This is a genomic window from Polaromonas sp. P1_G1 (genome assembly GCF_056405595.1).
In genome coordinates this window covers 1-19,457 of the sequence record NZ_JBFUBU010000025.1, presented here as the reverse complement: position 1 = coordinate 19,457, position 19,457 = coordinate 1, and the positions used below count along the sequence as shown (strand labels likewise).

The following is a 19,457-nucleotide window of genomic DNA, read 5'->3' as shown; positions in this document are numbered from 1 at the left end:
AGGCTTGCGGATCCGGCCGGAATTCCAGAGTTCCCGTGAAAACGCAGTCATCTATAGAATCCGGCGAAAGAGGGGGAGTCAAAAGAAATGTCGATCTATCGATTGAAGCCGCGTTTTCAGGCCCTGCTCAGGCCCCTGGTGAGGTGGCTGCACGCCCTGGGCGTGACCGCCAACCAGGTCACGCTGGCCGCTTGCGTGATTTCAACGGCCCTGGGACTCTGGCTTTTCTTCGCGCAGCCTTCACCGCTTGCTTTCGGCCTGATTGCCCTGTGGATGCTCGTGCGCATGGGCTTCAATGCCATCGACGGCATGCTGGCGCGCGAGCACGGCCAGCAAAGCCCCCTGGGCGCCTTTCTCAACGAGCTGACCGACGTTGTGTCGGATGCCGCGCTTTACCTCCCCTTTGCCCTGGTGGCGCCTTTCAGCCCTTTCTGGGTTGGCGCCGTGATCGTGCTGGCCGGCCTCAGCGAATTCGCAGGCGCGCTCGGGCCCACCATAGGCGCATCGCGCCGCTACGACGGCCCGCTCGGAAAAAGCGACCGGGCTTTTGTGTTCGGCGCGCTGGCGCTTTATGTCGCATCAGGTTGGCCCCTGCCGGCATGGACCGCCTGGCTGATGCCGCTGCTTGCCGCCCTCATCGCCTGGACCATTGCCAACCGGACACGCCTGGCCGTGGCTGAGGCAAAAACTCTTGCGACCCATGCCAACAACAACCCCAAGGATTGAATGAGCACTTCCCGCACCCCCGACGAACACCACTTCAGCACGCATGACGGGCAGTCCCTGTTTTACCGGCACTGGCCCGCCACGCAAGGCCCGAGGCGCGGCGCCGTCGTGCTGTTCCATCGCGGCCACGAACATGGCGCGCGCATGGCGCATCTGGTGGATGAGCTCAACCTTCCGGAGTTCGACTTTTTCGCCTGGGATGCGCGCGGCCACGGCCGCTCACCGGGCCAGCGCGGCTACAGCCCCAGCTTCGCGACCTCGGTGCGCGACGTGCAGACCTTTGTCGACCACATCGGCAGCGCGCACGGCGTGCCGGAGCGCGACATCCATGTCATCGCGCAAAGCGTGGGAGCGGTGCTGATCGCGACCTGGGCGCACGACTATGCGCCCAGGGTTCGCGGCCTGACGCTGGCCTCACCGGCTTTCAAGGTCAAGCTCTATGTGCCTTTCGCGCGCGCCGGGCTGGCATTGATGCACAAGCTGCGCGGCCTGTTTTTCGTCAACAGCTATGTCAAGGCGAAGTTCCTCACGCACGACCCCGCGCGCATCGCGAGCTACGAAAGCGACCCGCTGATCTCGCGCCCCATCGCGGTCAACATCCTGCTGGACCTGTACACGGCGGCCGACCGCATCGTGGCGGACGCCAATGCCATCACCCAGCCGGTGCAGTTGCTTATCTCCGGCGCCGACTGGGTGGTGCACCACAAACCCCAGCACCGCTTCTTCGAGCGCCTGGGCAGCGCCGTGAAAACCAAGACCGAGCTGCCCGGGTTTTTTCACGACACGCTGGGCGAGAGGGACCGCGCGCCGGCGGTGCTGGGCATACGCAGCTTCATCCTGGAGCGCTTTGACGCCCCCGCGCCGCCCGTCGACCTGCGCGAGGCCCACCTGCGCGGCGAAACGGCCGATGAATCGCGCGCGCTGGCCGAGCCGCTGTCACCCCTGTCGCCGCGTGGCGCCTATTGGGCCCTGACCCGCGGCAGCCTGCGCCTGGGCGGCCTGCTCTCGCGCGGCGTCAAACTGGGCCATGACACGGGTTTTGATTCCGGCAGCACGCTGGACTATGTTTACCGCAACAAGCCCGAAGGCGCGGGCCCGCTGGGCCGGAACATCGACAAGACCTACCTCAATTCGATAGGCTGGCGCGGCATACGCCAGCGCAAGATCCATGTCGAGGAACTGCTGCGCGAGGCCATGGAGCGCCTGGCTGCGCAGCACCGTGACGTGCGGCTGATGGACATCGCCGCGGGCCACGGCCGCTACGTGCTTGACGCCGCGCTGTCCAGCCCGGTGAAGCCGGCCTCCATTCTGCTGCGCGACTACAGCGACATCAACGTGCGCGACGGCAGCGCGCTGATCGCGGAAAAAGGGCTCGCCGGCGTTGCGCAATTCGTGCAGGCCGACGCCTTCGACCGTACCAGCCTGGCGGGCGTCGTGCCGCGGCCCACGGTGGCTGTGGTGTCGGGGCTTTATGAGCTTTTTCCCGACAACGCGATGGTGCGCCGCTCGCTCGCCGGTGTCGGCGACGCGGTGGAAGAAGGCGGCTACCTGGTCTACACAGGCCAGCCCTGGCATCCGCAGCTGGAGATGATCGCGCGGGCGCTCACCAGCCACCGCCAGGGCGAAGCCTGGGTCATGCGCCGCCGCACCCAGGCCGAAATGGACCAGTTGGTGGAAGAGGCGGGCTTTCGCAAGATCGCGCAGCGCATCGACGAATGGGGCATTTTCACGGTTTCCCTCGCGGTCCGCGTCGGCGCATGACACGCCGGTTCGCGCAACGTCCCTGGAAGCGCGCGGCCGCCTGGCTGGCGCTGCTGGGGCCACTGTTTTACGCGGCCTACGGTTTCGCCAACTGGTGGGCCGCTTCCCGCGCGGCCGTTCCGACGCTTGCCTTCGACTGGGAGCGCTCGCTGCCGTTCTGGCCGTGGACCATCTTTCCCTACTGGACCATCAACGTCTTTTATGCCCTGTCGCTGTTCCTGGCGCGTGACCGCCACACGCTGGACCGGCATGGCGCGCGGCTGTTGACCGCGACCTGCCTGGCGGTGGCCTGTTTTGTGTTGTGGCCGCTGCGCTTCAGTTTCGGCCAGCCGGAGGTCAGCGGCGCACCGGCCTTTCTGTTCAATGCCTTGCGCAGTTTCGACCAGCCCTTTAACCAGGCCCCGTCGCTGCACATCGCGCTGGCGGTAATCCTGTGGGACTGGTACCGCCGTTTCGTCACCGCTGCCTGGGCGCGCGCCGTATTGCATCTGTGGGCCTTCGCGATCTGTGCGTCGGTGCTCACGACCTGGCAGCACCACTTCATCGACATTCCGACCGGCGCGCTGCTGGGGCTGGTCTGCGTGTGGCTGTGGCCGCTTGAGCGGGTGGTGTCGCTGCCGCGGGGCTGGCGCCTGGCGCGCGACGCGCGGCGCTGGAAGCTGGCCGGGTTGTACGCCCTGGGGGCCATCGCTTTTCTTGCCGCGGCGTTCGCCCTGGGCGGCCTGGGGCTTTGGCTCGCCTGGCCGGCCGTATCGCTGGCGCTGGTGGCATTGAACTATGTAGGCTTGGGCGCGCGCGGCTTCCAGATGGACGGGCGCGGGCGCATGCGCTGGGCCGCACGCTGGCTGCTGGCGCCGTACCGGCTGGGCGCCGCAATCAACGCGCGGCTGTGGACGCGCCGCCTGCCGGCATCGGTCGAGGTCGCGCCGGGCCTGCGGCTTGGGCGCATCCCGACGCTTGCCGAATGGGAGACCGCGGGGCGGCCCCGCCTGGTCAGCCTCAGCGCGGAGTTGCAATTGCCGAGCGTCGAAGGCGCGCGCTGCGTACCTCTGCTGGACCTGGCCGTGCCGGCGCCGCTGGACTTGCAGCGCGCGGCCGGCGTGATAGAAGGCCAGCGCCGCGCCGGCAAAGCGGTATGGGTGTGTTGCGCCCTTGGTTTTTCGCGCAGTGCCGCTGTGGCCATCACCTGGCTGCGCCTGCACGGCGCGGCCGGCAGCCTGGTGCAGGCCGAAGGGCTGGTGCGCCAGGCGCGGCCGCAAATCGTGCTGGGCGCAGCGTGGCAGCAAGCGCTGGACCATGCCACCCGCCGGACGGCAGCATGAACGACATGGATCGCGCACTGTGTTCCGCCACGGCCAGGCTGCTCCAGGCCGCCCGCATAGTGGCCGCATGGGGACTGGCCCTGAGCGTGGTGGCAATCGCCGTCCTGGCCCTCACCGGGCGCTCATTGCCCATGCTGTCCACGATGGGTTTTGCTGCGGTGGCGCTGGTCGGCGTGCTGGAGCGCTACCTCGCCTTCCGGCTGTCTTTCGATGCCGGCCTGTTCAAGGACCTGGCCGGCGGCGCCATCGCGTCACTGGGCGACCTGGACAGCGCATTGCAGCGCCTGGGCTTGCGCCCAGCAAGCGGCCAGCCGCGCGCGCTCGAAGACCGTGTGGCGGGCGCGCGCCGGCTGTTGCAGCGCCATGGCGTTGCCGTGGCCTGCCAGAGCGGGCTGTTCCTGCTGGCGCTGCTGACCCAGGACCTGCGCTGACCGCGCTTCATCCTTTAAAGGACTTGTTTCATGAGTAGATCCCCTCAAAGCGGTTTAGGCCTGGCGGCGGCCGCATCAGCCTGGCTGATCGTGCTGGCGGCGCGGTTGCTGACCGGCGTGCGCGCCATCTGGGCAGGCACGACGCCCAAGGCGGAGCAGACGCTTTATTTCGCCAACCACACCAGCCATGGCGATTTCGTGCTGCTGTGGGCCACGCTGCCGGCGGACCTGCGCGCCATCACGCGGCCGGTGGCGGGCCAGGATTACTGGGAAACTTCGGCGCTGCGGCGGTTTATCGGCAATGACGTGTTCAATGCGCTGATGATCCGGCGCGACGGTGCCGGCGGCCAGGCCGGCTCCGACCCGGTCGGGCAGATGACCGAGGCGCTGCTCGCCGGGGATTCGCTCATCATGTTTCCCGAAGGCACGCGCAACACCGGCGACGAGGTGTTGCTGCCGCTTAAAAGCGGGCTCTACCACCTGGCGCGGGCTTGCCCGCAGGTGCGGCTGGTGCCGGTCTGGATAGAGAACCTCAAGCGCGTGCTGCCCAAGGGCACGCTGGTGCCCATTCCCCTGGCCTGCAGCGTGCGCTACGGCATACCCATGGCGCTGGCCGAGGGCGAAGACAAAAACACCTTCATCGCGCGTGCGCGCGCCGCCATGCTGGACCTGCGACCGGAATACGACCGGGCGGAGGACACGACGCCATGAACCTTTCCCCCTCCACCCAAACCACGCTGATGCTTTTCGGCGGTGTCTTCGGCGTGCTGCTGCTGGCCTCCAGCATAGGCGCACTGCTCAAGTGGCGCATCGCGCGCGGCGAGCCGCATTCGGTGATCGACAACCTTAACTCCCGCGTCAATGCCTGGTGGGTGATGATAGGCGTCATCGGCCTGTCCTTTGCCTGCGGCAGGAGCGGCGTGATCGTGCTGTTCTACCTGATCTCCTTTTACGCGCTGCGCGAATTCATGAGCCTGGCCTACACGCGGCGCGGCGACCACGTTGCGATCGCGGTGGCGTTCTTCATCGCGCTGCCGGTGCAGTATTTCCTGATCTGGATCGACTGGTACGGGCTGTATTCCATCTTCATCCCGGTCTATGCCTTCCTGGTGCTGCCCATACTCGCGGCGGTGGGCGGCGACACCAAGCGCTTTCTGGAGCGCACCTCCAAAGTGCAATGGGGCCTGATGATCTGCGTGTTCTGCATCAGCCACGTGCCGGCGCTGCTCACGCTGCAAATCCCCGGCTTTGAGGGACGCAACCTGCTCCTGATCGCCTTCCTGGTGATCGTGGTGCAGGGCAGCGATGTGCTGCAGTATGTCTGGGGCAAACTTTTCGGCAAGCGCAAGGTGGCGCCCGAATTGTCACCTTCCAAAACCTGGGAAGGCCTGGTCGGGGGCGTGGCCAGCGCCACCGCGCTGGGCGCGGCGCTTTACTGGGCGACGCCCTTTAACCCCTGGCAGGCGGCGCTGATGGCGCTCACCGTCTGCATGATGGGATTTTTCGGCGGCCTGGTGATGTCGGCCATCAAACGCGACCGCGGCGTGAAGGACTGGGGCACCATGATAGAAGGCCACGGCGGCATGCTGGACAGGCTGGATTCGGTGGTGTTCGCCGCGCCCATTTACTTCCATGCGCTGCGCTATTGGTGGGTGCCGTAAGGAGCGCCGCCGCCCCCGGGAGGGATGAAAACCGGCAGGCCCCGCAGCCTTGATATTGGAGAGACAATCACCCATCTGCCTGTATCCAGCCGGCCACGCCTGGTGCAATCTCTCCCGGAAAGCCCGCCCTTGATTCTTCGCCACACCTTCACGCCGCCAAACAACACTCGCATGGGCCACCTGTGCGGCCCCATGGACAGCCACATCCGCACCATAGAGGCGGCGCTGGACGTCACGATCGCGCACCGCTTCGAGCAGTTCAAGATCGACGGCACCAAAGTCAAGGCGACGCTGGCGCTGGAAGTGTTGCAGGCCCTGTACGAAATAGCCCAGCGGCCCATAGAACCCGAAACCGTGCAGCTGATGCTGGCCGGCGACACAGCCCTGAGCACCGCGCCCGACGGCGGCATCGCGCTGACGACCAGGCGCGCCGACCTGCGCGCCCGCACCACCAACCAGGGCACCTACCTGGAAAACATCGCAACACACGACATCACCTTCGGCATCGGCCCGGCCGGCACCGGCAAGACCTATCTGGCCGTGGCCTGCGCGGTCGATGCCCTGGAGCGCAGCACCGTACAGCGCATCGTGCTGACGCGCCCCGCGGTTGAAGCTGGTGAGCGCCTCGGATTTCTGCCGGGCGACCTGAGCCAGAAGGTGGACCCCTACCTGCGCCCGCTTTACGACGCGCTGCATGAGTTGATGGGCTTTGAGCGCGTGCAGAAGGCTTTTGAGCGCCAGCAGATCGAGATCGCGCCGCTGGCCTTCATGCGCGGCCGCACGCTGAACCACGCGTTCGTCATCCTCGACGAGGCGCAAAACACCACGCCTGAGCAGATGAAGATGTTCCTGACGCGTATCGGTTTCGGCAGCAAGGCTGTGGTCACGGGCGACGTGAGCCAGGTGGACCTGCCCCGCACGCAGCTCAGCGGCCTGGTGGATGCCGAGCGCGTGCTCAAGCGCGTCAAGGGCATCGCCATCACCCGCCTGACCAGCGCTGACGTGGTGCGCCACCCGCTGGTGGCGCGCATTGTTGATGCCTACGACAAATCCCCGGGCGTGGCCGCCGCCGCGGAGGACGGCGCCACCGAACCCGCGCCGGCCCGCCGTGCTAGCGCCAGGAGCCGCAATGGCTCTTAAGCAATTGAGCCTGTCGCTGCAGTTCAGCGACCTGAAGAACGCCGCGCGCCACCGCGCGGCCCTGCCGCGCCACGGCGTGATCCGCTGGATACGCCATGCGCTCGCGCAGGACGGCGAGATCACCGTGCGCATCGTGGACGCCGAAGAAGGCCAGGCGCTGAACCGCGACTACCGCCAACGCGACTACGCTACCAATGTGCTGACCTTCGACTACACGCAGGAACCGGTGGTCACCGCCGACCTGGTGCTGTGCGCGCCCGTGGTGGCCCAGGAAGCGAAAGACAACGGCAAGACGCTGCAGGCCCACTACGCGCATTTGCTGGTGCACGGTACGCTGCACGCCCAGGGCTGGGACCATGAAACCGGCGAGGAAGATGCCGAGGCCATGGAGGCGGAAGAGATCCGCATCCTGGCGGGATTGGGATTCGCTAATCCCTATCGCTGAATTTCAGGTCTTGAAGGCCTGAGTCTCCTCAAGACTGCCATTTCTCCAGATAAACCGCATAGGCAGCTTCCCAGGAGGGGCCATGACCGCCGGCGCTTTCGTGCATCACGGAAATCGGCCAGGTGCCCATGCTGAGACCCAGTTGTTCAGCCTGGCGGCAAAAATCGAGATCGTAAAAATGGAAATCAAAGCGCTCGTCAAAGCGCAGGTTTTTTTTGATCAGCAGTTCGCTGTCGCAGGCCATCAACAGGCCGTCCAGCAGCTTGACGGGTACGCCCGACGGACCAAAGATGTGTAGCTTGCTCGGCGGGAAGCTATTGCCGTGGCCCACCACACCGCTAAGGTTTTCGGGGGCGTCCCAGGTGTTCTTGTCATCGACAAAGGCCCAGCTCGGCTGGCGCGGTACGCGGCGCTGGTTGCCAACCAGGCCCACGATGTCATAGTGCTGGATACCTTCGCGCAGACGGTCGGCCCAGAAAAAGTCGCTCAGACATATGTCGTCATGGCAAAAAACCAGCAGTGCCGGGTTTTCCCGCGACTCTTCAATGGCCTGGTTGTATACCGAAGGAAGGCCGGCGGTATTTTTTTCAAACACACGTACCTGCATGCCGCCCAGGCGATAGTACAAAGCCAGTGTCCGGCCTGTGGCCGTATCGGTGAAAAAATTTTCGAAACTGCTGCGAGTGGCGACGACAAAACGGATCATGGGCAACCTAAAGAATTTGCGGTGTTGGGGCGGCCGTGGGGAAACGCTTGCCGACCATTTATCTGCCGATTTATACCCCAGCCTCTCCTGGTCAGGCTGGCGGGTCAATACGTAGCGGGATGGTCACCGGCCCGTCGTTGACCAGGTGCACCTGCATGTCGGCGGCGAATCGTCCCGTTTCCACCTGCGGATGCAGCGTCCGCGCCTGGGCCACAAAGTAGTCGTAAAGCCGCCTGCCTTCCTCAGGCGCCGCCGCGCCGGTGAAGCTGGGCCGGTTGCCGCCTGAGGCGTCGGCGACCAGGGTGAACTGGCTCACGACGAGCAGGCTGCCTTTGACGTCCTGCACCGACAGGTTCATTTTCCCGGCCTCGTCCGAGAAGATGCGCAGCTTGAGGATCTTGGCGAGCAGTTTGTCGGCCTGCGCCTCGGCATCGCCGCGCTCGGCGCAGACCAGCACGAGCAGCCCGGGGCCAATCTGGCCGACGGTCTCGCCGGCAATCACCACGCGGGCCTCGGCCACTCGCTGAAGCAGCGCCTTCATCAGTCGGTCACGCCGGCCGCGACGAACAGCGGCTTGCCCACCGGCCCCGACAGGAAGCTCACGAACTGCTGGGACAGTTCCTGCTGTTTGCCCGAGGCCAGCGGCGCGGCGGTGTAGGAGGTGTAGTTCTGCACTTCGGCCGGCACCGGGCCGGCGAACTTCAGGCCCTTGCCCTGGTAGAGCAGGATTTCGGTGATCGCGCCGAAGCCGATCTCATTGCCTTTGCCCTTGATGACATGCTCCATCACGGCGGCGCCGTCGGGATAGCGCGTGGTTTTGCCCTCGACCTGGGCATAGACCTCCATCTTCTTGAGCAGGCCTTCGAGGTACAGGCCGGTGGAGGCACGGTTGAACACCAGCGAGTCGGCGACGAGCACCGAGCGCTTGAGCGCCTCGGCGCTGGAAATATCGGGTGCCGCGGCGCCGTCGCGCACCGCCACGCCCATGCCGACACGGCCGACGTTGGCGCGTGTTTCGGCCAGCTTGCTGGCCGCCGCGAATTCGCCGATCACGGCGGGCGGTGCAATCACCACGTCAAACGCCGGGTTGGATTCCATGCGCTTTTTCAGCTCGGGCGCGGTGTTGAAGTTGATCTTCACGCTGTGGCCGGTCTGCTTTTCAAACGCGGCGGCCGCGGCCTTCAGGCCCGGCTCGATGGCGCCGGCGCTGAGCACCGCAAGCTCGGCGGCTTGCGCGCCCAAGCTGAGCAGTGCACCGGCCAGCGCTTGGGCAAGTATCGAGATGGGTTTCATGAAGGACTCCTGGGCAATAAAGGAACTGGGAAATTATCGGAGAGAGAGAAAGCGTATTCAGATCAGGTCGGCTTCGTCGCCGGAATGCGCTTCCACGTCGCTGGGCAACAACTGGATGGTGGCGCGCAGGCCGGGCACGGCGCTCATCAGCGCCTGCTCGACGCTGGCCCGCACGGCGGCGGCTCGCCCCAGCGACCAGTTGGCCGGCATGTGCATGTGCAGGTCGACAAAGCGCCGCTGGCCGGCGCGGCGCGTGCTGAGGTGGTCAAAGCGGATGGTGGGATGGGCAAAGCCGTCCAGTGCCTTCTGGATTTCGGCCATCACCTCGGGCTCCACGGCCTCGTCCATCAGGCCTTGCGACGAGCGCCACACCAGCCGGCAGCCTTCCCACAGGATGTTGAGGGCCACGCCTATGGCCACCACCGCGTCCAGCCACAGCCAGCCGGTGGCGATCACGGCGCCTATGCCCACGACCACGCCCGCCGAGGTCCATACGTCGGTCACCAGGTGCCTGGCGTCGGCCTCGAGTGCGATCGAGCGGTGCGCTTTGGCCGCGCGAAACATCACCCAGGCCAGCAGGCCGTTGAGGGCCGAGCTGCCCACCGCCAGCGCCAGGCCCCAGCCCATTTTCTCCAGCGGCTGCGGGTTCAGGATGCGATGGGTCGCGGCCCAGATGATGGCCGCGGCCGCGCCTATGATCAGCGCGCCTTCAAAGCCGGATGAAAAATACTCGGCCTTGTGGTGGCCGTAGGGATGGTCGGTGTCGGCGGGCCGCTGCGCGATGGTGACCATCGCCAGGCCGAACAACGCGCTGGCCAGGTTGACGAAGGACTCCATCGCATCCGACAGCAGCCCCACTGAGCCGGTGATGTACCAGGCCGCGGTCTTCAGGGCAATGGTGAGCACCGCGACGGCCACGGAGGCAAGCAGCATGCGCTGCGGCGTCAGGGCCTGGAGGGCGGTCGAACTCATGGCGCTATTGTGAACGACGGGCCGCGGCGGCGCGCGCGCCAAGGGTTGTTCCCAAGGCCGGCGCCGGACGCGGCCGCTAGGATGGGTGCGCGCCGCAGGCCCCTGCGCGCGATCCAACCCAAGCTTGAACAACTCCTGAGGAATCACCCATGAAAATCCAGAAACGCAGTGTGGCCCTGATGCTGGGCACCGTGCTGGCCGTCTCGGCCGGCGCCTTGTTCGCACAGGCCTCGGGCCTTACGCGCACCCTGGTCGGCAAAGCCGATGTGTCGGTGCCGGGGCGCGAGGCCGTGGTGGCTCGCGTCGACGTGGCCCCCGGCGCCAAGGCCGGCCGCCACACACATCCCGGCGATGAGATCAGCTACGTGCTCGAAGGCGAGGCCACCTTGCTGATCGACGGCCAGCCGCCGCGCCAGGTCAAGGCCGGCGAGTCCTTTGTCATTCCAGCCGGCGTGGTGCACGACGCCCACAACAACGCGGCCGTGCCCATCAAGCTGGTGGGCGTCTACGTCGTGGAAAAAGGCAAGCCGCTGGCCTCGCCCGCGCCCTGAGCCGCGCCCGCGGCGCCAGGCGGATGCGCGGGCTTTGCGCGCGCGGGAAACTCCCGTCGCCAGTGCGACAATGGGCGCGGGAGTACAACAATGACTTTTCCGCATCTGATCGCAGCCACGGCGCTGGCGCTGGCTGTGGCCGGCGCGCATGCGCAGGCCCCGTCGGCAACAACGCCCACGCCACCCTCCGTCCCCGAAGCCCCCGTTATCGCCGCGGCGGCTTTGGTCCCCACCCCCGTTGAAGTCCTCACCCGGCAGGCTGGTTTCATCAAGACCCTGAGGGGCAACGTGCAACTGCAGGAAGCCGCCGGCGCCGCGGTACGCCCGGCACAGGCCGGCGATGCATTGTTGCCCGGCGGGCGCATCACGACCGGCCCCGATTCCGCCGCCAGCCTGGTGCTACGCGACGGCACCACGCTGGTGGTCGGGCCGTCCTCGCACATGGAACTCAAGGCCTTCAGCTTTGATGCGACCACCCATGACGGCAACTTGCTGGCCTCGCTGCTCAAGGGCTCGCTGCGCATGATTACCGGCCTGCTCGGCAAGTCGCACCCGGAAGCGGTGCGCATCGAAACGCAGTTCGCCTTCGTCGGCGTGCGCGGAACGGACTTTATCGTGCAAGCGGACGAGCAGCCATGAGCGGCCGTTTTCTTTCTCTTTCGCTGGCCCTGCTGCTGGCGGCCTGTTCCAAGACCGGCACGCGCGTGGTGCTGCTGCCGCAAGAGGGCGGCGCGCCGTCCGCCGTGGTGGTGCGCGCCAAAGCCGGCCCCGGCGCCGAAACCACCTTGAGCCAACCCTACCACCGCGCCACCGCGGCATCGGGGGCCGGCGGTGCGCCCCGGCTGGACCAGGCCGACCCGGCCAAAGTGCAGGCCGAGCATCGCTCCTTGTTTGAGATGGCGCCGCCCCGGCCGCAGCGCTACACGCTGTATTTCGACGCGGGCGGCACGGTGCTCACGGCCGAATCGCAGAAGGTCCTTGAGGAAGTGCTGGCCGCGGCGCTGGCCCGCAGCGGCGGCGACATGGTGATCACCGGCCATACCGACACCGTGGGCTCGGGCGCCAGCAACGACGCCTTGTCGGCTGAGCGCGCGCGACAGGTGCGCCAGATGCTGGCCGAGCGCCAATTTCCGGCTGAGCGCATCGAGGCGGCCGGCCGGGGCGAGCGCGAACTTGCCGTGCCGACGGCCGACGAAGTGGACGAGCCGAGCAACCGGCGCGTCACCATCGAGGTTCGTTAATCAGAATTCAGGCGCTGGGGTGGCGCAGGCTCAGCCCAGCGTCACGCGCGCGAACTTGCGCTTGCCGACCTGCAACACGTAGGTGCCGGCCGCCAGCTTGAGCGCCTTGTCGCTCACCACGCTGGAATCCACCCGCACGCCGCCGCCGTCGATCAGGCGCGTGGCTTCGCTACCAGAAGGCGCCAGACCCGCGGCCTTGAGCAGCGCGCCTATGCCCATGGGCGCGCCCGTCAGGGACACCTCGGGAATCTCGTCGGGCACGCCGCCCTTGCTGCGGTTGATGAAGTCCTGCTCGGCGGCGTCCGCCGCGGCGGCCGAGTGAAAGCGCGCCGTGATCTCCTTGGCCAGCGCCACCTTGGCGTCCTTGGGGTTGCGCCCGCCTGCCACCTCGGCTTTCAGGGCCGCGATGTCGGCTTCACTCTTGAAGGACAGCAGCGTGTACCACTTCCACATCAGCACGTCGGAGATCGACAGCACCTTGGCGAACATGGTGTTGGCGTCCTCGCTGATGCCGATGTAGTTGTTCTTGCTCTTGGACATCTTGTCGATGCCGTCCAGGCCCTCAAGCAGCGGCATGGTCAGGATGCACTGCGGCTCCTGCCCATACTCTTGCTGCAGGTGGCGGCCCATCAGGAGGTTGAACTTCTGGTCGGTGCCGCCAAGCTCGAGGTCGCTCTTGAGGGCCACCGAGTCGTAGCCCTGCATCAGCGGGTACAAGAACTCGTGCACGCTGATGGGCGTGCCGGCCTTGAAGCGGTCGTTGAAGTCGTTGCGCTCCATCATGCGGGCCACGGTGTAGCGCGAGGCCAGCTGGATCATGCCGGTGGCGCCCAGCGGCTCGCTCCATTCGCTGTTGTAGCGCAGCTCGGTCCTGGAGGGGTCGAGGATCTTGTCGGCCTGTGCGCGATAGGTTTCGGCGTTGACCTTGATCTGTTCGGGCGTGAGCGGCGGGCGCGTGCTATTGCGGCCCGAGGGGTCGCCGATCAGGCTGGTGAAGTCGCCTATAAGAAAAATGACTGTATGGCCCAGATCCTGGAGCTGACGCATTTTGTTCAGCACCACGGTGTGGCCGACATGAATGTCAGGCGCGGTCGGGTCCAGGCCCAGCTTGATGCGCAGCGGGACGCCGGTGGCCTCGGATTTGGCCAGTTTTTGTATCCAATCGTTTTCCGGGATCAGTTCTTCGCAGCCTCGCAAGGTGGTCTGGAGGGCCATCTTTACACGGTCGGTGACGGGGTATTTTGTAACAAGCGCTTGATTCATAAGGGTTTTTCACATGTCGGGGACTTGTCCGACAGATATACTGGCGGCTCTCCTGCATCCAGCGGGCCATTTTAGTTGGCCTGCAAATTGCTGATCAGGAACCACATCGTCTGGATGGCTCAGGCCCCACCCCTCAATCCAGGGCTGGCCATCAAAGCTCTCCATGTTTTATACAGCAGTCCGGCGCTCCGCAGCGCCCGATGCATTTTTGTTGGGAATTTTGTCTTGAAACTGCCAACCCCCTCCCAGATACTGTTTCCCGTCGCCCACAGCCTTCGCCGCCACCCCAAACGGCTTGCCGCCAGCCTCGCTGTGCTGCTGCTGGGCACCGCCGTCACCGCCTTCGGTGTGGCGCCCATGGCGCCCGACGCCGCCGACCTGCCGGTACGCCAGGTGCTCGAAGCGGTGGAATCCCTGCCCACCCAGGCCCAGACCGATTCGCTGATCGATTTCCGCTTCAAGCTGTTCCGAACCGAAAGCACGCGCAGCAGCGACACCGCCGATTCCCTGCTCAAGCGCCTGAACATCGACGACAGCGCCGCCGCCGCCTTTTTGCGCAGCGACGCCAATGCGCGCACCCTGCTCATGGGCCGCGCCGGCAAAAACGTGACGGCCGAAGCCAGCGACAGCCAGCAACTGCTCAAGCTCAGCATGCGCTGGCCCACCGACGATGAAACCATGTTCAAGCGCCTGGTCGTCGAGCGCGGCGCCGCCGGCTTCACGTCGCGCATTGAAACCGCGCCTTACGTCGCCACCGCGCGCCTCTCAAGCGGCAGCATCCAGACCTCGCTGTTCGCCGCCACCGACGATGCCCGCATCCCCGACGGCGTGGCCGTGCAGATCGCCGAAATCTTCTCCAGCGACATCGATTTCCGCCGCGCGCTGCGCAAGGGCGACCGCTTCAACGTGGTCTATGAATCCCTCGAAGCCGACGGCGAGCCGCTGCGCACCGGCCGCGTGCTGTCGGCCGAATTCGTCAATGCCGGCAAGGCCTACCAAGCCATGTGGTTCCAGCCCCCGGGCCTGGACGCCGCCGGCGCCGCCAACAAGGGCGGCTACTACACCCTCGACGGCCAGAGCCTGCGCCGCGCCTACCTGAGCTCGCCGGTCGAGTTCTCGCGCATCAGCAGCGGCTTTTCGATGCGCTTTCACCCCATCCTGCAAAAGTGGCGCGCCCACCTGGGCACCGACTTCGCATCCCCCACCGGCACCCCCGCGCGCACTGTGGGCGACGGCGTGGTCGAATTTTCCGGCGTGCAGAACGGCTACGGCAACGTGGTTTTCGTCCGGCACCGCAACGGCCACGAGACCGTCTACGCCCACCTGAGCAAACTCATGGTGCAAAAAGGCCAGAACGTGAGCCAGGGCCAGACCATCGGTCTCGTCGGCAGCACCGGCTGGGCCACCGGCCCGCACCTGCATTTCGAATTCCGCGTCAACGGCGTGCACCAGGACCCGATGATGATCGCCAAGCAAAGCGAGACCATTCCCGTCGCCGCGGCCTCCATGCCGCTGTTCCGGGAGCGTGCGGCTGGCGTGAAGACGCAGTTGCTGGCTGCTGCCACCATCACCCAGACTCGCGCTGAATAATGGCCTGCGGCAAAATAGCCGCATGATGGATTACTACATTGGCCTGATGTCGGGCACCTCGCTGGACGGTGCCGACGGGGTGCTCGTGGTGTTTGAGGGCGACAAGCCGCGCGTCCTTGCCGCCGCGACCGAAGCTTTCAGCGACGCCTTCCATGCCGAACTGCTGGCGCTGAATACACCCACCCACAACGAACTGCACCGCGCCGCTCTCGCCGGCAACCAGGTTGCAGCGGTCTATGCCAAGGTCGTCGCCGCGCTGCTGGCCCAGGCCGCGAAGCAAGATATCTCGCCCCTGGACATCAAGGCCATAGGCGCACACGGCCAGACCGTGCGACACCAGCCGCAAAGAACATCAAACGAGCCCGCCGGCGCGGGCTATACGCTGCAGCTCAACAACCCGGCCCTGCTGGCCGAGCTCACGGGCATCACCGTGGGCGCGGATTTCCGCAGCCGCGACGTGGCGGCGGGCGGCCAGGGCGCGCCGCTGGTGCCGGCTTTCCACCAGGGCGTCTTCGGCCGTGAGGATAGCGCGGTGTGCGTGCTCAACCTGGGCGGTATTTCCAACCTCAGCGTGCTGCCGAAGGCGGCGAGTTCGCCGGTGCTGGGCTTTGATTGCGGGCCCGGCAATGCGCTGATGGACGCCTGGTGCCGGCAGCATACCGGCCAGCCCTATGACGCCGGCGGCGCCTGGGCGGCCAGCGGCACGCTGCTGCCCGCGCTGCTGGACAGCCTGCTGGCCGAACCGTATTTTTCGCAACCGATTCCCAAAAGCACGGGCCGTGACCTGTTCAGCCTGGACTGGCTGGCGGGCAAGCTCCAACCGTTTGCGTCAGAGCGGCCCGAGGACATCCAGAACACCTTGACCGAGTTCACCGCCAGGGCCTGCATCCTGGGCATCGATGCTTACGGCAAAGGCAGCGAGTCGCTGATCGTCTGCGGCGGCGGCGCCTTCAACACCCACTTGCTGGCGCGCCTGCAGGCCGGCCTGCCCTCGCTGCGTGTCAGCACCTCCGACCAGCACGGCCTGCCGCCGCTGCAGGTGGAGGCGGCGGCGTTTGCGTGGCTGGCTCGGCAACTGGTGCTGGGCCGGCCCGGCAACCTGCCCAGCGTGACCGGCGCGCGCGGCCTCAGGGTGCTGGGCGCGGTCTATCCTGCCTAGGCTTCTCGTTTAAGGAAGATCCTTGTAGGGCTCGGGCTGCGCCGCATCGCGCGGCCCCACAGTGCTCAACCTGGCTTTCAGCGATTGCGGCCGCCCCGTCAGGAGGGCCGCGTAGTTGGTGGTGTTGGACAGCACTTTTTTCACGTAGTCGCGCGTCTCGCTGAAGGGAATGCTCTCGGCCCAGATCGCCGCGTCCAGCACCGGGCCGTTGCGCCAGGTGCGCGGCCGGCCGGGTCCGGCGTTGTAGGCGGCCGCGGCCATGGGCATGGAGCCGTTGAAGTCGTCCAGTGCGAACTTGAGGTAGGCCGTGCCGATCGCGATGTTGGTGTCACGGTCGTTGAGCTGCTCTTGCGTGAAGCCTTCCAGGCCGATTTTTTTGGCGGTCCAGCGCGCCGTCGCGGGCATGACCTGCATCAGCCCCGAGGCGCCCACGCCGGAGCGCGCGTCCATGATGAAGCGGCTTTCCTGGCGGATCAGGCCGTAGACGTAAGCCGGGTCCAGGCTGATGGACTGGGCGCGCTTGGTCACGGTTTCACGGAAAGGCATCGGAAAGCGCTGCTCGAAATCAATCTCGCCCTTGGTGCGCTCGCTGGTGTTGATGCAGCGGTCCCAGATCTGGCGGTCGCAGGCGAACTGGGCGGCGGCCAGCAGATCGCGGTCGCCCATGCCGCCGCGCTGGTGCAGGTTGGTGCTGTAGTTCCACTCGCGCGTGCCTTCGGGGCGCAGGCCGATGGCAATCGCGTAGGCGGCGCGGTTCAGACCCGGATTGATCCGCGCGGCTTCTTTCTCCTCAGGTGTCAGCGGCGCGGGTTTGGCCGGCACGGTGATCTTCTGGCCGGTTTCCTCGAGCGCGAGCTGCTCATAGAAGCCGCGCACCGATGCGAAGGACTGCAGCAGGGCCAGGGCCTCGGCGCGCTGCGGCGAAATCGTGATGCCGGTGGGGATGGTCTGCGCCACGCCGGGCGTGGTGGCCACAACGACGGGCTTGGGCGCCGCATCGGGCGGCGCGGTGGCCAGCAGTGCGCGCGCTTTCCAGTAGCTCCAGGTCGGGTCCTTGCGCGCGTCCTCGCTCATGGCGTTGACGGCTGCCAGCACCAGCGTCCAGTTGGGCTGTGTGCCCGCGCGCAATGCCGCCCGGACTTTCCAGCCCAGCATGTCGTCGCTGAGGTCGGTGTCCTTGGTGACGTTGGCAAAATATTGCAATGCGTCGCCGGCCGGGGTGGCGCCCAGGCGCGTGGCGGCCTGCCGGCCTATCACGCCCCAGACCCAGTTGCGTTCCTCGGTGTTCAGCTGCATGCCCCATTTGTTTTCCAGCTGGAAGGCCGCACCCTCGATGTCGCTGATCGCCATCTTGATCAGCGCCAGCGTGATGATTTCGCGCCGCGACTTGCTCAGGGCGAGGTGCTTGCCGGCCAGGAACTTGATGGGGCTGGCGTTGAGGTCGTTGACCATGGCCGCGGCGTCGGGTGCGACGATCTGCACGGCGGCTGCAGCCGAGCGCGGGCGGTTGGCTTCGGTGGCCAGCCGGGCCTTGACCCAGGCGTCCTGCGGCTTGAGGTTTTTGGTGGTCACCAGCCGCTCAGCGGCCGAATTGCAGCCGTCGTCGGCCTCGCGCTGCGCATACCAGTTCTTCTTGACTTCATCGGCCAGGCGCGTATCGGCCACCGGGTTTTTCAGGTGTTCGACCAGCAGCGCGTAGCAACGCACCTCCTTGTCGTCGTTCATTCTGTAGTTGGGGTATTCAGCGGCAAAACCTGCCCAGTCGCGGCGCTGGCCCAGCAGCAGCAGCCAGTCGTTGCGCAGGCGGTCTTCCTGGTAGGTGCCGGCGTAGCGGCTGAAGAAGTCCTGCACCTCCTGCGCGCCGGCCTCGCCCAGGCGCAGCTTGAGTTCCCAATACGCAGCCCATGGCTCCAGCGCATGGCCGCGGGCCTGCGGCAGCAACTGCGCCAGCCGGGCCCTGTCGCCGCGCTTGAAGGCCTTGTTCATCTCAACGATCACGTTGTCGCCCGCGCTGGCGGGCGCTTGCGCCGCAGCCGGGGCCAGCAGCGCGAGAGAGGCCATCGCGCCCAAAAAAGGCGCCAGGGTCGCCGCCCGCAGGGGGTTGATAAGAAATTTGTATAGCATCTGGGACATTATGGACAAATTAAGTACACGCAAGGCGCTGGTCGAAGCGCGACTGAACATGCCAGACCGCCTGGAGCGCGCCGACCTGCTCCAGCGTGTGATGCGCATCTGGCTGGTCGGTTCCACCCATGAGGTGATCGGCGCCTACTGGCCCATCAAGGGGGAGTTTGACCCGCTGCCCGCGCTGTACCGATGGCAGGAAGACGCGATCCTGAGTCAGGATTCTTCGTCAAACCCGGCGCTGGCCGAGGTAGAGACTGCCCAGCTGGCCACCGAAAGCATCGCGGCCCGGTCGCCGCGCAAGATCGGACTGCCGGTGGTCAACAAGCTGCACAAAACCCTGACTTTCCATGCCTGGTATCCCGGTTGCCCGATGGAAGAAGATGCCTACGGCATCCCCAAACCCAAAGACACCGAGGTGATTGTCCCGACCCTGCTGTTTGTGCCCTGCGTGGGCTATGGGCCGGGGGGTTACCGGCTGGGTTATGGCGGGGGGTTTTATGACCGGACGCTGGCGACGCTGCAACCTCGGCCGTTTACGGTTGGGTTGGGGTATACGAATGGGTGGTTGCCGGATATGGAGCCTGAGCCGCATGACATTCCTTTGGATGCGATTCGGGTCCCTACGCTTCGCTACGGGCAACCTGCGGTGCTCGAGCCAAGCGGGGTCCGGCTAAACTCGCCTTCGGCTCAGACAACGCCGGCCCTGATCCGCTTGTCTCTGCGCTCCTCGGCCCAGCCAGGACGGGGCAATCGGGAGCGGGGAAAGAAGACAAATACAAACAAGGACTCGCCGTGGCGAGTCCTTGTTTCTTCAGGTATTCGGTATTGGATTTGGTATTCCTTCCCCACCCCTTGTGGATGCGCCGAGGAGCGSAGGKCCAGACGGATCAGGGATCGCGTTGTTTGAGCCGAAGGCGAGTTTAGCGAGACCCCGTCTGGACCGAGCACCGCAGGTTGCCCGCAGCGAAGCGCAGGGACGCAGCAACCAGGGTCGCCTTTTCTTTTGCTTACTTTTCTTTTGGCGAAGCAAAAGAAAAGTGAGTAGCCGCCGGGCTACCCCCGGCCAGCA

19 protein-coding genes and 1 pseudogene are annotated in these 19,457 nt (G+C 66.1%); 14 read left to right on the top strand and 6 right to left on the bottom strand.

Annotated features, from left to right (window positions below; all coding sequences use genetic code 11):
* The first annotated feature begins 87 nt into the window (after nucleotides 1-87).
* The 8 genes from AC1D1Y_RS14015 (at nucleotide 88) to ybeY (ending at nucleotide 7,486) form a co-directional block, all read left to right on the top strand.
* The gene (locus AC1D1Y_RS14015; protein ID WP_477682860.1) at nucleotides 88-726 is read left to right on the top strand and encodes a CDP-alcohol phosphatidyltransferase family protein; all 639 of its coding nucleotides are present in this window, start codon (nucleotides 88-90) and stop codon (nucleotides 724-726) included.
* Nucleotides 727-2,487: a bifunctional alpha/beta hydrolase/class I SAM-dependent methyltransferase gene (locus AC1D1Y_RS14010; protein WP_477682859.1), complete on the top strand. Its 1,761-nt coding sequence runs from the start codon at nucleotides 727-729 to the stop codon at nucleotides 2,485-2,487.
* A complete protein-coding gene (locus AC1D1Y_RS14005) occupies nucleotides 2,484-3,809 on the top strand; it encodes a phosphatase PAP2/dual specificity phosphatase family protein (protein WP_477682858.1) in 1,326 nt (441 codons plus the stop codon). The genes AC1D1Y_RS14010 and AC1D1Y_RS14005 overlap by 4 nt, the downstream gene beginning before the upstream one ends.
* Nucleotides 3,806-4,240: a hypothetical protein gene (locus AC1D1Y_RS14000; RefSeq protein WP_477682857.1), complete on the top strand. Its 435-nt coding sequence runs from the start codon at nucleotides 3,806-3,808 to the stop codon at nucleotides 4,238-4,240. The genes AC1D1Y_RS14005 and AC1D1Y_RS14000 overlap by 4 nt, the downstream gene beginning before the upstream one ends.
* Before the next feature lie 30 nt (nucleotides 4,241-4,270).
* Complete coding sequence (locus AC1D1Y_RS13995; RefSeq protein WP_477682856.1) at nucleotides 4,271-4,951, top strand: lysophospholipid acyltransferase family protein; 681 nt, start codon at nucleotides 4,271-4,273, stop codon at nucleotides 4,949-4,951.
* Nucleotides 4,948-5,901, top strand: coding sequence for a phosphatidate cytidylyltransferase (locus tag AC1D1Y_RS13990; RefSeq protein ID WP_477682855.1), 954 nt, complete (start codon nucleotides 4,948-4,950; stop codon nucleotides 5,899-5,901). Before AC1D1Y_RS13995 ends, AC1D1Y_RS13990 begins: the two co-directional genes overlap by 4 nt.
* Nucleotides 5,902-6,030: 129 nt before the next feature.
* Entirely contained in the window at nucleotides 6,031-7,041 is a 1,011-nt protein-coding gene (locus AC1D1Y_RS13985; RefSeq protein ID WP_477682854.1) for a PhoH family protein, read from the top strand.
* Nucleotides 7,031-7,486, top strand: a complete 456-nt coding sequence (ybeY, locus tag AC1D1Y_RS13980) for an rRNA maturation RNase YbeY (RefSeq protein ID WP_477682853.1) — start codon at nucleotides 7,031-7,033, stop codon at nucleotides 7,484-7,486. The genes AC1D1Y_RS13985 and ybeY overlap by 11 nt, the downstream gene beginning before the upstream one ends.
* A 28-nt stretch (nucleotides 7,487-7,514) precedes the next feature.
* On the opposite strand, the gene AC1D1Y_RS13975 is transcribed toward ybeY, so the two are convergent.
* From AC1D1Y_RS13975 to AC1D1Y_RS13960, 4 genes are read right to left on the bottom strand one after another with little or no spacing between them, the layout of a single operon-like run.
* The gene (locus tag AC1D1Y_RS13975) at nucleotides 7,515-8,300 is read right to left on the bottom strand and encodes a glycosyltransferase (RefSeq protein ID WP_477682852.1); all 786 of its coding nucleotides are present in this window, start codon (nucleotides 8,298-8,300) and stop codon (nucleotides 7,515-7,517) included.
* The gene (gene dtd / locus AC1D1Y_RS13970; RefSeq protein ID WP_477682851.1) at nucleotides 8,284-8,733 is read right to left on the bottom strand and encodes a D-aminoacyl-tRNA deacylase; all 450 of its coding nucleotides are present in this window, start codon (nucleotides 8,731-8,733) and stop codon (nucleotides 8,284-8,286) included. Before dtd ends, AC1D1Y_RS13975 begins: the two co-directional genes overlap by 17 nt.
* Entirely contained in the window at nucleotides 8,733-9,485 is a 753-nt protein-coding gene (locus tag AC1D1Y_RS13965; protein WP_477682850.1) for a substrate-binding domain-containing protein, read from the bottom strand. The genes dtd and AC1D1Y_RS13965 overlap by 1 nt, the downstream gene beginning before the upstream one ends.
* 57 nt (nucleotides 9,486-9,542) lie before the next feature.
* Nucleotides 9,543-10,457 carry a cation diffusion facilitator family transporter gene (locus tag AC1D1Y_RS13960; RefSeq protein ID WP_477682849.1) on the bottom strand — a complete coding sequence of 305 codons (915 nt, stop codon included), beginning with the start codon at nucleotides 10,455-10,457 and terminating at the stop codon, nucleotides 9,543-9,545.
* A 179-nt stretch (nucleotides 10,458-10,636) separates the two neighbouring features.
* On the opposite strand from AC1D1Y_RS13960, the gene AC1D1Y_RS13955 reads away from it, so the two are divergent.
* From AC1D1Y_RS13955 to AC1D1Y_RS13945, 3 genes are all read left to right on the top strand, one after another.
* Nucleotides 10,637-11,008 carry a cupin domain-containing protein gene (locus AC1D1Y_RS13955; protein ID WP_477682906.1) on the top strand — a complete coding sequence of 124 codons (372 nt, stop codon included), beginning with the start codon at nucleotides 10,637-10,639 and terminating at the stop codon, nucleotides 11,006-11,008.
* 90 nt (nucleotides 11,009-11,098) lie between these two features.
* Nucleotides 11,099-11,647, top strand: a complete 549-nt coding sequence (locus AC1D1Y_RS13950) for a FecR family protein (protein ID WP_477682848.1) — start codon at nucleotides 11,099-11,101, stop codon at nucleotides 11,645-11,647.
* Complete coding sequence (locus AC1D1Y_RS13945) at nucleotides 11,644-12,249, top strand: OmpA family protein (protein WP_477682847.1); 606 nt, start codon at nucleotides 11,644-11,646, stop codon at nucleotides 12,247-12,249. The genes AC1D1Y_RS13950 and AC1D1Y_RS13945 overlap by 4 nt, the downstream gene beginning before the upstream one ends.
* 30 nt (nucleotides 12,250-12,279) lie before the next feature.
* Here the strand turns inward: AC1D1Y_RS13945 and tyrS are convergent, their stop codons facing one another.
* Nucleotides 12,280-13,512 (bottom strand): tyrosine--tRNA ligase, encoded by a 1,233-nt coding sequence (gene tyrS, locus AC1D1Y_RS13940; RefSeq protein WP_477682846.1) that lies wholly within the window; start codon nucleotides 13,510-13,512, stop codon nucleotides 12,280-12,282.
* Between the two features lie 225 nt (nucleotides 13,513-13,737).
* Here tyrS and AC1D1Y_RS13935 point away from each other — a divergent pair, with 225 nt between their 5' ends.
* Nucleotides 13,738-15,102 carry a M23 family metallopeptidase gene (locus tag AC1D1Y_RS13935; protein WP_477682845.1) on the top strand — a complete coding sequence of 455 codons (1,365 nt, stop codon included), beginning with the start codon at nucleotides 13,738-13,740 and terminating at the stop codon, nucleotides 15,100-15,102.
* A 22-nt stretch (nucleotides 15,103-15,124) separates the two neighbouring features.
* Nucleotides 15,125-16,261, top strand: coding sequence for an anhydro-N-acetylmuramic acid kinase (locus tag AC1D1Y_RS13930; RefSeq protein WP_477682844.1), 1,137 nt, complete (start codon nucleotides 15,125-15,127; stop codon nucleotides 16,259-16,261).
* Nucleotides 16,262-16,270: 9 nt separating this feature from the next.
* Here AC1D1Y_RS13930 and AC1D1Y_RS13925 read toward each other — a convergent pair whose 3' ends face one another.
* A complete protein-coding gene (locus tag AC1D1Y_RS13925; protein WP_477682905.1) occupies nucleotides 16,271-18,385 on the bottom strand; it encodes a lytic transglycosylase domain-containing protein in 2,115 nt (704 codons plus the stop codon).
* A gap of 10 nt (nucleotides 18,386-18,395) precedes the next feature.
* On the opposite strand from AC1D1Y_RS13925, the pseudogene AC1D1Y_RS13920 reads away from it, so the two are divergent.
* A pseudogene (locus tag AC1D1Y_RS13920) lies at nucleotides 18,396-19,001 on the top strand (5-formyltetrahydrofolate cyclo-ligase); the annotation flags it as partial.
* Nucleotides 19,002-19,457 lie beyond the last annotated feature (456 nt).

Coding starts and splice junctions, on each gene's coding strand:
- tyrS (WP_477682846.1), bottom strand. CDS start 13,512: ATGAATCAAGCGCTTGTTACAAAATACCCCGTCACCGACCGTGTAAAG.
- AC1D1Y_RS13990 (WP_477682855.1), top strand. CDS start 4,948: ATGAACCTTTCCCCCTCCACCCAAACCACGCTGATGCTTTTCGGCGGT.
- AC1D1Y_RS14000 (WP_477682857.1), top strand. CDS start 3,806: ATGAACGACATGGATCGCGCACTGTGTTCCGCCACGGCCAGGCTGCTC.
- dtd (WP_477682851.1), bottom strand. CDS start 8,733: ATGAAGGCGCTGCTTCAGCGAGTGGCCGAGGCCCGCGTGGTGATTGCC.
- ybeY (WP_477682853.1), top strand. CDS start 7,031: ATGGCTCTTAAGCAATTGAGCCTGTCGCTGCAGTTCAGCGACCTGAAG.
- AC1D1Y_RS13955 (WP_477682906.1), top strand. CDS start 10,637: ATGCTGGGCACCGTGCTGGCCGTCTCGGCCGGCGCCTTGTTCGCACAG.
- AC1D1Y_RS13945 (WP_477682847.1), top strand. CDS start 11,644: ATGAGCGGCCGTTTTCTTTCTCTTTCGCTGGCCCTGCTGCTGGCGGCC.
- AC1D1Y_RS13925 (WP_477682905.1), bottom strand. CDS start 18,385: ATGCTATACAAATTTCTTATCAACCCCCTGCGGGCGGCGACCCTGGCG.
- AC1D1Y_RS13960 (WP_477682849.1), bottom strand. CDS start 10,457: ATGAGTTCGACCGCCCTCCAGGCCCTGACGCCGCAGCGCATGCTGCTT.
- AC1D1Y_RS13995 (WP_477682856.1), top strand. CDS start 4,271: ATGAGTAGATCCCCTCAAAGCGGTTTAGGCCTGGCGGCGGCCGCATCA.
- AC1D1Y_RS13950 (WP_477682848.1), top strand. CDS start 11,099: ATGACTTTTCCGCATCTGATCGCAGCCACGGCGCTGGCGCTGGCTGTG.
- AC1D1Y_RS13930 (WP_477682844.1), top strand. CDS start 15,125: ATGATGGATTACTACATTGGCCTGATGTCGGGCACCTCGCTGGACGGT.
- AC1D1Y_RS13965 (WP_477682850.1), bottom strand. CDS start 9,485: ATGAAACCCATCTCGATACTTGCCCAAGCGCTGGCCGGTGCACTGCTC.
- AC1D1Y_RS14010 (WP_477682859.1), top strand. CDS start 727: ATGAGCACTTCCCGCACCCCCGACGAACACCACTTCAGCACGCATGAC.
- AC1D1Y_RS14015 (WP_477682860.1), top strand. CDS start 88: ATGTCGATCTATCGATTGAAGCCGCGTTTTCAGGCCCTGCTCAGGCCC.
- AC1D1Y_RS14005 (WP_477682858.1), top strand. CDS start 2,484: ATGACACGCCGGTTCGCGCAACGTCCCTGGAAGCGCGCGGCCGCCTGG.